Origin of the sequence: Microbacterium sp. ANT_H45B, assembly GCF_008369345.1 — a bacterium.
GTDB lineage: Bacteria > Actinomycetota > Actinomycetes > Actinomycetales > Microbacteriaceae > Microbacterium.
This window is the reverse complement of the sequence record NZ_VOBK01000002.1, coordinates 923,331-936,488: the sequence shown is the minus strand read 5'-3', so window position 1 is coordinate 936,488 and position 13,158 is coordinate 923,331. Positions and strand designations below refer to the sequence as shown.

General features: G+C 69.1%; 10 protein-coding genes. 6 read left to right on the top strand and 4 right to left on the bottom strand.

Going from position 1 to position 13,158, the window contains the following annotated elements; translation table 11 throughout:
• Window position 1 precedes the first annotated feature (1 nt).
• The 3 genes from bcp to aroA are packed head-to-tail and all read right to left on the bottom strand — an operon-like array spanning window position 2 to window position 2,877.
• Complete coding sequence (gene bcp, locus FQ142_RS11035) at window positions 2–475, bottom strand: thioredoxin-dependent thiol peroxidase (RefSeq protein ID WP_056416485.1); 474 nt, start codon at window positions 473–475, stop codon at window positions 2–4.
• A 9-nt stretch (window positions 476–484) separates the two neighbouring features.
• The gene (gene rsgA, locus FQ142_RS11030; RefSeq protein WP_149423293.1) at window positions 485–1,555 is read right to left on the bottom strand and encodes a ribosome small subunit-dependent GTPase A; all 1,071 of its coding nucleotides are present in this window, start codon (window positions 1,553–1,555) and stop codon (window positions 485–487) included.
• Window positions 1,552–2,877, bottom strand: coding sequence for a 3-phosphoshikimate 1-carboxyvinyltransferase (aroA, locus tag FQ142_RS11025; protein ID WP_149423292.1), 1,326 nt, complete (start codon window positions 2,875–2,877; stop codon window positions 1,552–1,554). Before aroA ends, rsgA begins: the two co-directional genes overlap by 4 nt.
• A gap of 70 nt (window positions 2,878–2,947) precedes the next feature.
• On the opposite strand from aroA, the gene FQ142_RS11020 reads away from it, so the two are divergent.
• From FQ142_RS11020 to FQ142_RS11010, 3 genes are all read left to right on the top strand, one after another.
• The gene (locus tag FQ142_RS11020; protein WP_056416493.1) at window positions 2,948–3,610 is read left to right on the top strand and encodes a sigma-70 family RNA polymerase sigma factor; all 663 of its coding nucleotides are present in this window, start codon (window positions 2,948–2,950) and stop codon (window positions 3,608–3,610) included.
• Window positions 3,607–3,852, top strand: coding sequence for a zf-HC2 domain-containing protein (locus FQ142_RS11015; RefSeq protein WP_042541911.1), 246 nt, complete (start codon window positions 3,607–3,609; stop codon window positions 3,850–3,852). The genes FQ142_RS11020 and FQ142_RS11015 overlap by 4 nt, the downstream gene beginning before the upstream one ends.
• A 63-nt stretch (window positions 3,853–3,915) precedes the next feature.
• Window positions 3,916–5,223, top strand: a complete 1,308-nt coding sequence (locus tag FQ142_RS11010) for a GNAT family N-acetyltransferase (RefSeq protein ID WP_149423291.1) — start codon at window positions 3,916–3,918, stop codon at window positions 5,221–5,223.
• Window positions 5,224–5,300: 77 nt separating this feature from the next.
• On the opposite strand, the gene FQ142_RS11005 is transcribed toward FQ142_RS11010, so the two are convergent.
• Window positions 5,301–8,984 (bottom strand): multifunctional oxoglutarate decarboxylase/oxoglutarate dehydrogenase thiamine pyrophosphate-binding subunit/dihydrolipoyllysine-residue succinyltransferase subunit, encoded by a 3,684-nt coding sequence (locus tag FQ142_RS11005; RefSeq protein ID WP_149423290.1) that lies wholly within the window; start codon window positions 8,982–8,984, stop codon window positions 5,301–5,303.
• Window positions 8,985–9,143: 159 nt separating this feature from the next.
• Between FQ142_RS11005 and FQ142_RS11000 the strand changes: the two genes are divergently transcribed.
• The 3 genes from FQ142_RS11000 (at window position 9,144) to FQ142_RS10990 (ending at window position 13,101) form a co-directional block, all read left to right on the top strand.
• On the top strand, window positions 9,144–10,598 hold the full coding sequence (locus tag FQ142_RS11000; RefSeq protein WP_149423289.1) for a GuaB1 family IMP dehydrogenase-related protein: 1,455 nt from the start codon (window positions 9,144–9,146) through the stop codon (window positions 10,596–10,598).
• 128 nt (window positions 10,599–10,726) lie between these two features.
• Window positions 10,727–12,043 carry a hemolysin family protein gene (locus FQ142_RS10995; protein WP_056416505.1) on the top strand — a complete coding sequence of 439 codons (1,317 nt, stop codon included), beginning with the start codon at window positions 10,727–10,729 and terminating at the stop codon, window positions 12,041–12,043.
• Complete coding sequence (locus FQ142_RS10990; protein ID WP_149423288.1) at window positions 12,040–13,101, top strand: hemolysin family protein; 1,062 nt, start codon at window positions 12,040–12,042, stop codon at window positions 13,099–13,101. Before FQ142_RS10995 ends, FQ142_RS10990 begins: the two co-directional genes overlap by 4 nt.
• Window positions 13,102–13,158 lie beyond the last annotated feature (57 nt).

Here is a 13,158-nt window from a genome sequence, read left to right as displayed (position 1 = left end):
CTCAGGCGTCGATGCCGAGCAGCTTGCGCAGGCGGGCGACGTGCCCGGTGGCCTTGACGTTGTACTGGGCCAGCGTGATCGTGCCCTCGTCGTCGAGCACGAAGGTGGACCTGATCACACCCTCGACGACCTTGCCGTAGTTCATCTTCTCGCCCCAGACGCCGTAGGCCGTGTGCACGGCGTGGTCGGGGTCGCTGAGCAGCGTGAAGGTGAGTCCGTCGCGTTCCCGGAACGTGGCGAGCGTGGCCGGCTCGTCACGGGAGATGCCGATGACGCGATACCCGGCGCCCTGGAGTGAGGAGATGCTGTCGCGGAAGTCGCACGCCTGGGTCGTGCATCCCGGAGTCATCGCCGCGGGGTAGAAGTACAGCACGGTCTTCTCGCCTCGCAGGTCTGCGAGCCGGACGGTCTTGCCGTCCTGGTCGAGCAGGGCGAAGTCGGGAGCAGCGGTTCCGGGTTCGAGGCGCACAGTCACGCACTCAGCCTACCGGCCGGGAGTCTGCTCCGCCTTGTCGGCGAAGGTCTGCAGCAGTCGCTGCAGGGAGTCCAGACGCGCGCGTCCCGTGTCGCTGAGCTCGCCTCGTTCGGCGGCCTCGATGAGTGCGCAGTCCGGCGCGTCCACGAGATGGGTGCATCCGCGTGGGCAGTTCTCGGCGATCTCCGCCAACTCGGTGAACGCCGCGAGGATGTTCGAGGGTTCCACGTGGCCGAGCCCGAACGAGCGGACTCCGGGGGTGTCGATGACCCAGCCCGAGCCGGCCGGGCCGGAGTAGCGCAGCGAGACCGTGGACGACGAGGTGTGGCGCCCTCGTCCCGTCACCTGGTTCACATGGCCCGTCGCACGCAGCGCACTCGGCACGAGCGCGTTGACGAGCGTCGACTTGCCCACACCTGAGTGTCCGACGAAGACCGTGGAGTGACCCACGAGCGCGGCGCCGATCTCGTCGACCGGCATCTCCTCCTGCGCGCTGGTGAAGACGCGGAGGTCGAGGCCGTCGAAGTGCGCGAGGAAGGCGGAGGGGTCGGCGAGGTCGGTCTTGGTGACGACCAGGAGCGGGCGGATGCCGGCGTCCAGCGCCGCGACGAGGTAGCGATCCACCAGTCGCGCCCGGGGCTCGGGGTCGGCCGCGGCGACCACGATGAGCATCTGATCGGCGTTCGCCACGATGACGCGCTCGACCTGATCGGTGTCGTCGGCGCTGCGCCGGAGAAGAGAGGTCCGATCGACGATGCCGATGATGCGCGCGAGCGTGCCGTCTTCGCCGGTGGTGTCGCCCACGACCTTCGCCTGATCTCCGGTGACGATCGGGTTGCGTCGCAGCTCGCGGGCACGAGCCGCCGTCAGCAGGCGCTCGTCGGGTCCGCCCTCATCGAGCAGGACCGTATAGCGTCCGCGGTCCACCCCGAGCACGCGGCCGACCTTCGCGTCGTCGTGGGCGGGACGTCGCTTGGTGCGGGGGCGGTTGGCCTTGGGGTTGGGACGAGTGCGGATGCTGCTCTCGTCGTAGTCCTCGAAGCCGTCCTCGAGGTCGTTCGTGTCGTCGAGCCAGCTCACGCGGACGCGCCCCGCAGCATCCGCTCCCAGAGCAGTGTGAACTCGGGAAGCGTCTTCGCCGTCGTGCCGATGTCGTCGACCTGCACTCCGGGGACGCGCAGTCCGATGAGGGCGCCGGTCGTCGCCATCCGATGGTCGTGGTGGGCCGCCCATGCGCCGCCGCGCAGCGTCCGGGGAATGATGCGCAGCCCGTCGGGCAGCTCCTCCGCCTCGCCACCCAGGGCGCGGATGTTGCCGATCAGCGCCGCGATGCGGTCCGTCTCGTGCAGTCTGATGTGACCGATCCCGCGGAACGTCGTCGGACCGGTCGCGAAGGCGGCGAGTCCGACCAGCGTCGGCGTCAGCTCGCTCGCCGCGGACAGGTCGAGGTCGAGTCCTCGGATCTCGGTTCCGGCCTTCACCGTCAGGGTGCCGCTGTGTCGGTGGACGTGAGCGCCCAGAGCCTGCAGGATCTCGGGCAGCAGGGCGCCGGGCTGCGTGGAGTGCACGGGCCAGCCGGTCACGGACACGGAGCCCCCCGTCACGAGGGCGGCGGCCAGGAACGGCGCGGCGTTGGAGAGATCCGGCTCGATCGCGATCTCCTTGGCGCGCGGCACGCCGGCCTCGACGAGCCACTCGCCGGTGGCCGGTCGCTCGATGCGGACACCGCGTCGGCTCAGCGCCTCGATCGTCATGTCGATGTGGGGCAGGCTCGGCAGGTGTTCGCCGGTGTGCACGAGGTGGAGTCCGACGTCGAACCGCGGTGCGGCGAGCAGCAGGCCGGACACGAACTGGCTCGACGCGGAGGCGTCGATCTCGACCCGTCCGCCGCGGATGTGGCCGTGGCCGCGGATCGTGAACGGCAGCGCCCAGGTGCCCTCGTCGTCGATGTCGACGCCGAGGTCGCGCAGGGCGCTGATGAGCCCGCCCATGGGCCTGTGCAGTGCGGTCTCGTGCGCGGTGAGATGCACGTCTTCATGGGCGAGTCCGGCGAGCGGGGCGATGAACCTCATGACGGTCCCCGCCTGGCCGCAGTCGACGGTGGCGCCGCCGACGAGCTTGCCGGGGGTGACAACGAGGTCGGGGCCGAACTCTCCGGCTCCCTCGACCTCTTCGATGCCGACGCCGAGCGCACGCAGAGCCTCGATCATCCGTCGCGAGTCGTCCGAGTGCAGCGGGGCTGTCAGTCGGCCGGGTCCGTCGGCGATCGCGGCGATGATGAGCTCGCGATTCGTCAGCGATTTCGACCCGGGGATCGTCACCGTCGCGTGGACGGGATCCGGGGCCGTGGGCGCTGCATAGACGCCCTGGACAGGGGAGGGGGAATACCCGTTGGCGCTCATCGGTTTCAACCTTAGTGAATACGGGAGTCCGCCCGATCGGATCACGGAAGCCCGGCGACAAGGAGACAGGATGCTCGCAACTCTGGAACGCGAGTTCGTGGACCTCAGCGGCCTAGACTGGCCGGTGATGGATGACACGGAGACGGCAGAAAAGGTCAGCGACCCTCGGCGTGAATTCGAGGATCAGGCGATCCCCTTCATGGATCAGCTCTACGCTGCCGCGATGCGGATGACGCGCAATCCGGCGGACGCCGCCGACCTGGTCCAGGAGACGTTCGTGAAGGCGTACGGCTCGTGGGCGACGTTCTCGCAGGGCACGAATCTGAAGGCGTGGCTCTACCGCATCCTGACGAACACGTACATCAACATCTACCGCAAGAAGCAGCGCGAGCCCTACCAGGGCACGATCGACGAACTCGAGGACTGGCAGCTCGGCGGTGCCGAGTCGACGACCGCCTCGCACGGACGATCGGCGGAGGCCGAGGCCATCGACCACATGCCCGCATCCGTCGTCAAGGACGCGCTGCAGGCGGTCCCCGAGGACTTCCGGCTGGCGGTGTACCTCGCCGACGTCGAGGGCTTCGCCTATCAGGAGATCGCGGACATCATGAAGACACCCATCGGCACCGTGATGAGCCGTCTGCACAGGGGCAGGCGGATGCTGCGGGAGCTGCTGGCCGACTACGCCGCGGAGCGGGGAATCTCCGCGGCAGAACCGAGGAGCACGAAATGACCGACTGCGGCTGCGACAAGGCGCGCAAGGATCTGGAGGAGTACCTCCGCAACGAGGTGTGCAACACCGAGCACACCGAGATCCGCGAGCATCTCGAGAACTGCCCGTCGTGTCGGGACGAAGCGCTCGTGGCGACCACCCTCACCGAGGTCGTGGCCCGCGCGTGCAAGGAGACGGCTCCCGAGGAACTGCGCGACCAGGTGTTCGCGCGCCTGCGCGAGGTGCAGGCCGCGCAGCACTGACGTCCCGACAGGGGCGGCGGGCAGCGGAGGTCGACGTAGGCGTTCGCCCGTAGGGTGGAAGGCATGACCGACATCGACTCGAGATCCGTCCCCGCCGACCCCACGTCCACGGAGCGCCTCGCCGCCGAGTCACTGAGCTATCGCGTCGTCGACACCGCCGATGAGGCGGCATCGGAGAGATTTCAGCGTGCGACGTCGCGGGGCTTCCTCGGCGCGGAGCCCTCGACCGAGGCGTTGGCCTTCGGGCGCACGACGTTCGAATCGCGACGCAACATCGGCGTCTATGACGAGCGCGTGCCCGAGGGGCAGCCGGTGGCCACCATCGACTCGTGGACGACCCCCGTCACCGTTCCCGGCGGCTCCGCACTGCCGATGTGGGCGATCAGCGGGGTGACCGTCTCGGCGACGCACCGGCGCCGAGGAATCGCCAGAGCGCTGCTGGAGGGCGAGCTCAGGGCGGCCGTCTCCGCGGGCGTGCCGATCGCCGGGCTCACCGTGTCGGAGGCCACGATCTACGGCCGGTACGGCTTCGGCTCGGCGCTGCCCATGTCGCGCTTCGCGGTCGACACCCGCCGCGCCGGATGGGTCGGCGGTGACATCGCCGGGCGCATCGAGTACGTCGACAGGGAGACACTGGCCGCCGAGCTCGGCCGCGTCCACGACCGCGCACGCTCGTCGCGTTCCGGCCAGATCCCCGGGTGGGACTCGCGCTGGACGGGCATCGCCGGGCTGTCGCCGAGTGACACCGATCGTGACAAGGTGCGAGGCGTCCGATACCTCGACGGCGCCGGCGACCTGCGCGGAGCGATGGCCTTCACACTCGGCGAGAGGAGCGGATCGTTCCGCTTCACGCTCGACATCCGTCTGCTCGTGGCCGAGACGCCCGAAGCCACGGCCGCACTCTGGCGGTTCGCCCTGCAGCACGACCTCGTCGACGAGGTCACGGCCGACCTGCGTCCGCTCGACGACGCGCTGCCCTGGCTCGTGCGCGACCCGCGTGGCGTCGTGCAGACGGTTCACGATCACGGCTGGCTGCGCATCCTCGATCTCCCGACGACGCTCGCCGCGCGCACCTACTCCGCCCCCGTCGATCTCGTGCTCCGCGTCACCGATCCGCTCGGCTTCGCCGAGGGAGACTGGCGACTGCGGGTGGACGGCTCCGACGCGGCCGTGGTCGAGGCGGCGGGCGACGGGACGAGGGCGGTGGATGCGACGCTCGACGTCGCCACGCTGTCGATCCTCTTCGCCGGGGGAGTGAGAGCCTCCTCGCTGCACGGCGCAGGTCGGATCGATGCGGATGCCGACACCGTCGAGGCGCTGGACCGTGCCTTCGTCGCGTTCCCGGCTCCCGCTCTCGACATCTGGTACTGATCCACGCCGCCGGGTACGGATGCGAAAAGGGAGCCCCGACAGTTCGTCGGGGCTCCCTTTTCCGTAGGCGGCTCGGGTCAGCTCCCGGTCAGCGCCTCGCGCAGGAGCGTGGCCTGCTCGGCGGCGTGCACCTTCGACGAGCCCGTCGCGGGAGACGCGGATGCCGGTCGGCACACCGGGCGGAACCGGCGATCGCCGGGGACCGCCGCGAACGCGAGAGCGAGGAACGGCCAGGCTCCCTGGTTCTCCGGCTCCTCCTGCACCCAGACGAGCTCGGCGTTGGGGTAGGAGTCGGTGATCGCCTTGAGACCCTCGATGGGCGTCGGGTACAGCTGCTCGAGCCGGACCAGGGCGACCTGGGGGTTCGGGTTCTTCTCGAGCTCGGACTTCAGATCCCAGTGGACCTTGCCCGAGTGCACGAGCACGCGGGTGACCGCATTGCGGTCGAGCTCGCGGGCGTCGTCGATCACGGGCTCGAAGCGACCCTGCGTGAACGCCTCGACCGGGCTGGTCGCGCCGCGCAGACGGAGCATCGCCTTGGGCGTGAACACGATCAGCGGCTTGCGCGGACGTGCGTAGGCCTGACGGCGCAGCAGGTGGAAGTACGACGCGGGCGTCGACGGGCGGGCGACGATCATGTTGTCCTGCGCGCACATCTGCAGGAAACGCTCGATGCGAGCCGAGGAGTGGTCGGGCCCCTGGCCCTCGTAGCCGTGCGGGAGCAGCAGGGTCACGCTCGACTGCTGTCCCCACTTCTGCTCGGCAGAAGAGATGTACTCGTCGATGACGGACTGGGCGCCGTTGACGAAGTCGCCGAACTGCGCCTCCCACAGCACCAGGGATTCGCGGGCCTCGACGGAATAGCCGTACTCGAAGCCGAGGGCGGCGTACTCGCTCAACAGGGAGTCGTAGACGAAGAACCGGCCCTGCGAGTCGGACAGGTTGGACAGCGGGAGCCATTCCTGTCCGTTCGCGCGGTCGTGCAGGGTCGCATGACGCTGCACGAACGTGCCGCGTCGCGAGTCCTGACCGGCGAGCCGGACCGGGGTGCCCTCGACCAGCAGCGACCCGAAGGCGAGCAGCTCGCCGAAGCCCCAGTCGATGTTGCCGTTGCGGCTCATGTCCAGACGCTTCTCGAGCTGCTGCTGCAGCTTGGGGTGCACCGTGAAGCCCTCGGGCTTGTTCACGAACGCGTCTCCGATGAGCTGGATGACTTCGCTCGAGACGCCGGTGATCTCGGGGGCGCCGACCTGCTCCTCGGCGGGAGGGAGGTCCTGGACGACCGGGTTGGTTCCGGTCTCCGCGGCGTGCGTCTCGGCGAACGCGATCTCCAGACGGTTCTGGAAGTCGGCCTTGGCCTCGTCGTACTCCTCTTCGGTGATGTCGCCTCGTCCGACGAGCGACTCCGTGTAGAGCTTGCGCACGGAGCGCTTGGCCTGGATCAGGTCGGTCATCAGGGGCTGCGTCATCGACGGGTCGTCGCCCTCGTTGTGACCGCGGCGGCGGTAGCAGACGAGATCGATCACCACGTCGCGGTGGAACCGCTCGCGGTACTCGAACGCGAGCTGCGCGACGTGGATGACGGCCTCGGGGTCGTCGCCGTTCACGTGGAGCACCGGCGCCTGGATCGTCTTGGCGACGTCGGTCGCGTACACCGAGGTGCGCGAGTCGTCCGGCAGGGTCGTGAAGCCGACCTGGTTGTTGACGACGACGTGGATGGTGCCACCGGTCCGGTAGCCGCGCAGCTGCGACATCTGCAGGGTCTCGACGACCACGCCCTGTCCCGCGAACGCGGCATCGCCGTGCACGAGGATGGGCAGCCAGGCGAACGTGCCGATCGGCTTGCGGTCCTGCTTGGCGCGGACGATGCCCTCGAGCACGCCGTCGACGGTCTCGAGGTGCGAGGGGTTCGCCGCGAGGTAGACCGGCAGCTCGGACCCGTCGTCGGCGACGAAGGTGCCCTCGGTGCCGAGGTGGTACTTCACGTCGCCGGAGCCGCGTCGGTTCCCGGTGGTCTGGGTGCCCTCGAACTCCTGGAACACATGACCGTAGGTCTTGCCGGCGATGTTGGTGAGCACGTTCAGACGGCCGCGGTGGGCCATGCCGATCGCCGCACCCTCGAGTCCTGCGGTGGCAGCGCCCTGCAGGATCTCGTCGAGCAGGGGGACGAGCGACTCGCCGCCCTCGAGCGAGAAACGCTTCTGGCCGACGAACTTCGTCTGCAGGAACGTCTCGAACGCCTCTGCCTCGTTGAGCTTGCGCAGCACGCGCAGCTGCTCGTCGTGGCCGGGCTTCTGGTACTTGACCTCGACCTTCTCCTGGAACCAGCGGCGCTGCTCCGGGTCCTGGATGTGCATGTACTCGATGCCGAGCGTGCGGCAGTACGAGTCGCGGAGCACACCGAGGATGTCGCGGAGCTTCGCGACGCGGCGTCCGCCGAATCCGCCGGTGACGAATTCGCGGTCGAGATCCCAGAAGGTGAGCCCGTGGCTCTCGATCTCGAGGTCGGGGTGCGACCGCTGCACGTATTCCAGCGGATCGATGTCGGCCATCAGGTGACCGCGGACGCGGAAGGAGTTGATCAGCTCCTGCACGCGGGACTGCTTGTCGACGCGCTCGGCGAGGTCGACCGCGATGTCGGGGTTCCAGCGGATCGGAGCGTAGGGGATGCGCAGCGCCGCGAAGATGTCGTCGTAGAAGCCGCGCTGACCGATCAGCAGCTCGTGCACCTTCTTGAGGAACTCGCCGGAGCCCGCGCCCTGGATGACGCGGTGGTCGTAGGTGCTGGTGAGCGTGATCGTCTTGCCGATCGCGAGCTCGTTGAGCGTTCTTCCGCTGGCTCCCTGGAACTCGGCGGGGTACTCGAGCGCTCCCGCGCCGATGATGCAGCCCTGACCCTTCATCAGTCGCGGGACGGAGTGCACCGTGCCGATGCCGCCGGGGTTCGTCAGCGACACGGTGGTGCCCTGGAAGTCGGCGGCGGTGAGCTTGTTGTTGCGGGCCCGCGAGACGAGGTCCTCGTAGGCCACGAGGTACTCGCTGAACGAGAGTGTGTCGGCCCGCTTGATGCTCGGGACCATGAGGGCACGCGTGCCGTCGGGCTTGGGAAGGTCGATCGCGATGCCGAGGTTGACGTGCGCCGGGGCGACGACGGAGGGCTTGCCGTCGATCTCGGCGTAGAACACGTTCTGGCTGCGGAACTCGTCGAGAGTGCGGATGAGCGCCCAGCCGATGAGGTGGGTGAAGCTGATCTTGCCGCCGCGCGTGCGGGCCATGTGGTTGTTGATGACGATGCGGTTGTCGATCATCAGCTTCGCCGGGATCGTGCGCACACTCGTCGCGGTGGGGACGGTCAACGACTCGTCCATGTTCGCCGCGAGGGTCTTGGGCAGACCACGGAGCGGCGTGACCTTGTCCTCTTCAGCGGCGGCAGCCGACTCTGCGGTCTCGGCCTTGGGGGCGGGTTTCGGAGCCTGCGCGGGAATGGGGGCTGCGGCCGCGGGCTTCGTCGTCGTCCGTGCGACGGGCTGGGCGCCGATGACGGGGATGGGGGCGGTCACGGGGTGCGCGGTCTGCTCTGCCGACGCGGCGGGCGCCGACGTTCCGGAGGCCGCCTCCGACTGGTACTTCTCCAGGATCGGCCACCACTCCTTGTCGACGGAGTCGCGGTTCACCTTGAACTGTTCGTAGAGCTCTTCGACGAGCCACGAATTGGCTCCGAACCCCCCGTCGCCCCCGACGCCGGTCACCTGGTTCGACACGCTCGATCGCCCTCTTTCATCACTGAAGTCCATATGTGCACACCAGGACGCAGGATGCGTCGGGGCCCGCACTCTCTCGAACACCAAGCCTAACGTGTTTCGCGGGACGATCGTCGAAGGCGAGCGCCCCTGTCGCCCCGATCTGAGTAGCGTGGGGGTATGGAGTTCTCCGGCGAGTCGCCCGCAGTCGATCTGACCTATTCCGATGTCTTCCTCGTGCCGCGCCGCTCCGCGGTCACCAGCCGTCTGCAGGTCGATCTCGCCCCGCAGGACGGCACGCCCGCGACGCTGCCGCTGGTCGCCTCGAACATGAACTCGGTGACGGGTCCGCGACTCGCCGCGGTGCTCGCCAGGCGCGGGGGTCTGGGCGTGCTGCCGCAGGACATGCCGCTGCAGGACCTCGATGCCGCGATCCGCGACGTCAAGGCGCAGCCCGTGCTGTGGGACACCCCGGTCGTCCTCCCTCCCGAGGCCTCCGTGACCGAGGCCCTGCGTCTGATGCCCGCCACCGCGGGCCACGGCATCGTCGTGGCCTCGGGAGGGGCACCGCACCACGTCGAGCGGATCCTCGGCGTCCTTCCCGCCTCGCGCCTCGCGACCGCTCTGCCCGACGCGCAGCTGGGCGACCTCGTGCACGGCGGCACCCCCTCGCTCGATGCCGAGGACATCGGGTCGGAACGCCACGCGTTCGACGTGATCACCGAGGCGGGGGCGGAGATCGTCACGATCGTCCGTCACGGGCACCTGGTCGGCACGCTCAGCGCACGCAGCGCCCTGCGCTCGACCCTCTATCGGCCCGCCCTCGATGCGGACGGACGACTGGCGGTCGCGGCGGCCGTCGGGATCAACGGCGACGTCGCATCGAAGGCGAGAGCGCTCGCCGCGGCCGGTGTCGACGTGCTGGTCGTCGACACCGCCCACGGACACCAGGAGGGGATGCTCGGCGCGCTGCGCGCCGTCGCCGATCTCGGTCTTGGCATCCCGCTCGTCGCCGGCAACATCGTCACGGCGGACGGGGTGCACGACCTGGTCGCGGCCGGCGCGTCGATCCTCAAGGTCGGCGTCGGACCCGGAGCGATGTGCACCACGAGGATGATGACCGCCGTCGGGCGTCCGCAGTTCTCCGCCGTGCTCGAGACGGCCGAGGCGGCGCGCGAGCTCGGCGCGCACGTGTGGGCGGACGGGGGAGTGCGCTACCCCCGGGACGTCGCGCTCGCGCTCGCCGCCGGAGCGGCGTCCGTCATGGTCGGATCCTGGTTCGCGGGCACGATCGAGGCGCCAGGTGAGCTGCAGACCGACGCCGACGGGCGCATCTACAAGGAATCCTGGGGCATGGCGTCGACCAAGGCCGTGCAGGCGCGATTCGGACGCCTCGACGCGTACGAGCGCGCGCGCAAGGAACTCTTCGCGGAGGGGATCTCCTCGTCGAAGATCTATCTCGACCCGCTCCGCCCCGGTCTCGAGGACCTGCTCGACATGATCACGTCGGGGGTACGGTCGTCGTTCACCTACGCCGGTGCGTCCTCCGTGCCGGAATTCCACGACCGCGCTCTCGTCGGGCTGCAATCCGCCGCGGGGTACGAAGAGGGCAAGGCGCTGCCGGTCAGCTGGTGACGACGAGGGTGGTGCCGGACATGCCCGCCACCACGGCGATCCCGTAGAATCATGGTCACCATGGACGACCCTCCCAGTTGCAGTACATCGCCCCATTGCCCGCCCCTCGGTGACGAGGGGAACCTCTGATGGACTACATCCTGCTGGGCGTGGGGCTCCTGCTCACCGTCGGCACCGGACTCTTCGTCGCGAGCGAGTTCGCTCTGGTCAATCTCGACCGTGCCGATCTCGAGGCGCGTCAGGCACGCGGAGAATCCCGGGTCTCGCTCACGATCAGCGCGCTGAAGCACACATCGACCCATCTGTCGTCGGCCCAGCTCGGCATCACCCTGACGACGCTGCTCACCGGGTACACGATGGAGCCGGCGCTCTCCAATCTGCTGCGACCGACCCTCGTGGCCTGGAACATCCCCGAGGGGGCCGTCGCCCCCATCGCGACCGTCGTCGCGATGCTCGTCGCGACCGTGCTCTCGATGATCCTCGGCGAGCTGGTGCCCAAGAACTTCGCCCTCGCGCTGCCGCTGGCGACCGCGAAGCTGGTCATGCCGTTCCAGGTCGCGTTCACGACCGTGTTCAAGCCCGCCGTCGTCGTGCTCAACGGCAGCGCCAACGGCGTGCTGCGCGGCATCGGCATCGAGCCCAAGGAGGAGCTCTCGGGCGCCCGCAGTGCCGAGGAGCTGTCGTCCCTCGTGCGGCGCTCGGCCAGTGCGGGTCTTCTGGAGGCCGATACGGCGAGTCTGCTGGACCGGACGCTGACGTTCTCGCGGCTGACCGCCGCCGACGTGATGACGGCGCGACCGAGCATGCACGCGCTCGCCGCCGGCGACTCCGCCGACGAGGTCATCCAGCTCGCGCGACGCACCGGGCACAGTCGCTTCCCGGTCTACGACGACGACCTCGACGACATCACCGGTGTGGTGCATCTGAAGGCGGCGATCTCCGTTCCGCGTGATCGCCGTGCCGAGGTGCCGGTGGGGGCGATCTCCACCGACCCGCTGCGCGTGCCGGAGACCGTGCACGTCGATGCTCTGATCTCGGAGCTCCGTGCCCGCGGCTACCAGCTGGCCGTCGTCGTCGACGAGTACGGCGGCACCGCCGGGCTCGTCACCCTGGAGGATCTGGTCGAGGAGCTGGTGGGCGAGGTGTCGGACGAGCACGATCGCACGAGGGCCGGTGTCGTGCGCGGACGGGACGGGATCACGTTCCCGGGTGAGCTGCGGCCCGACGAGCTGCGGCGCAGAGCCGGTGTGGAGGTTCCCGAGGGGGACGTCTACGACACGGTGGCCGGATACGTCATGAGCGTTCTGGAGCGCGTCCCGGCCGTGGGTGACGAGGTCGATCTCGAGAGCGGGACGCTGAGAGTCGTCCGCATGGACGGACGCCGCGTTGACCGCATCCGCTATGCGCCGCATCCTGATCTGACCGCGGAGGTGGTGGCCCGATGAGCGACTGGGGAGGACTGGCCTGGCTGGTCGTGCTGCTCGTGGCCAACGCGTTCTTCGTCGGCGCCGAGTTCGCGGTGATCTCCGCGCGCCGCTCGCAGATCGAGCCGAAGGCCGATCGCGGATCGCGCGCCGCCAAGACCGCGCTCTACGCGATGGAGCACGCGACCCTGATGCTCGCGACCTCGCAGCTCGGCATCACCATCTGCTCGCTGCTGATCCTGAACGTCTCCGAGCCCGCCATCCACCATCTGCTCGCCGTGCCGCTGCACGAGATCGGCTGGTCGGATGCGGTCGTCGACGCCGTGTCGTTCACGATCGCTCTGCTGATCGTGTCGTTCCTGCATGTCGTGTTCGGCGAGATGGTCCCGAAGAACCTGGCGTTCTCGGTTCCTGAGCGGGCCGTGCTGATCCTCGCGCCGCCCCTCGTGCTGGTGTCGAAGATCTTCATGCCCGTGATCTGGGTGCTCAACGCCGCGGCGAACGGCGTGCTCCGACTCTTCCGGGTCGAGCCGAAGAACGAGGCCGCGTCGACGTTCACCCTCGACGAGGTCGCGACGATCGTCGATCAGTCGCGGCGCGAGGGCGTGCTCACCGACACCGCAGGAACCGTCGCCGCCGCCGTCGAGTTCACCGACAAGAAGGCTCGCGACGTGGCCGTGCCGCTGAGCGATCTGGTCACGCTGCCGCTGACGACCACGCCGGACGACATCGAGAAGGCGGTGGCCCGATACGGGTTCTCGCGTTACGTGATCGTCGATGACGAGGGGGTGCCCGTCGGCTACGTCCACCTCAAGGACATCCTCCGTGCGGCGGACGGCCCCGATGCCGACGCCAAGCTCGTCGAGCCGCTGCCGTCGAAGCGGATCAACCACATGGTGCCGGTGCAGGAGGACACGGACCTCGAGGACGCGCTCGCCGTCATGCGGCGCGCCGGTCGACACCTCGCGAAGGTGCGCGACGCGCAGGGCCGTACGACCGCCGTCCTGTTCCTCGAGGACATCCTCGAGGAGCTCGTCGGAGAGGTGCAGGACGCGACGCGTCGCATCCGCGGGCACTGACCATCGCCGAGCGAGAAGCCCCTCCGATCCACAGGGATCGGAGGGGCTTCTCGCTGT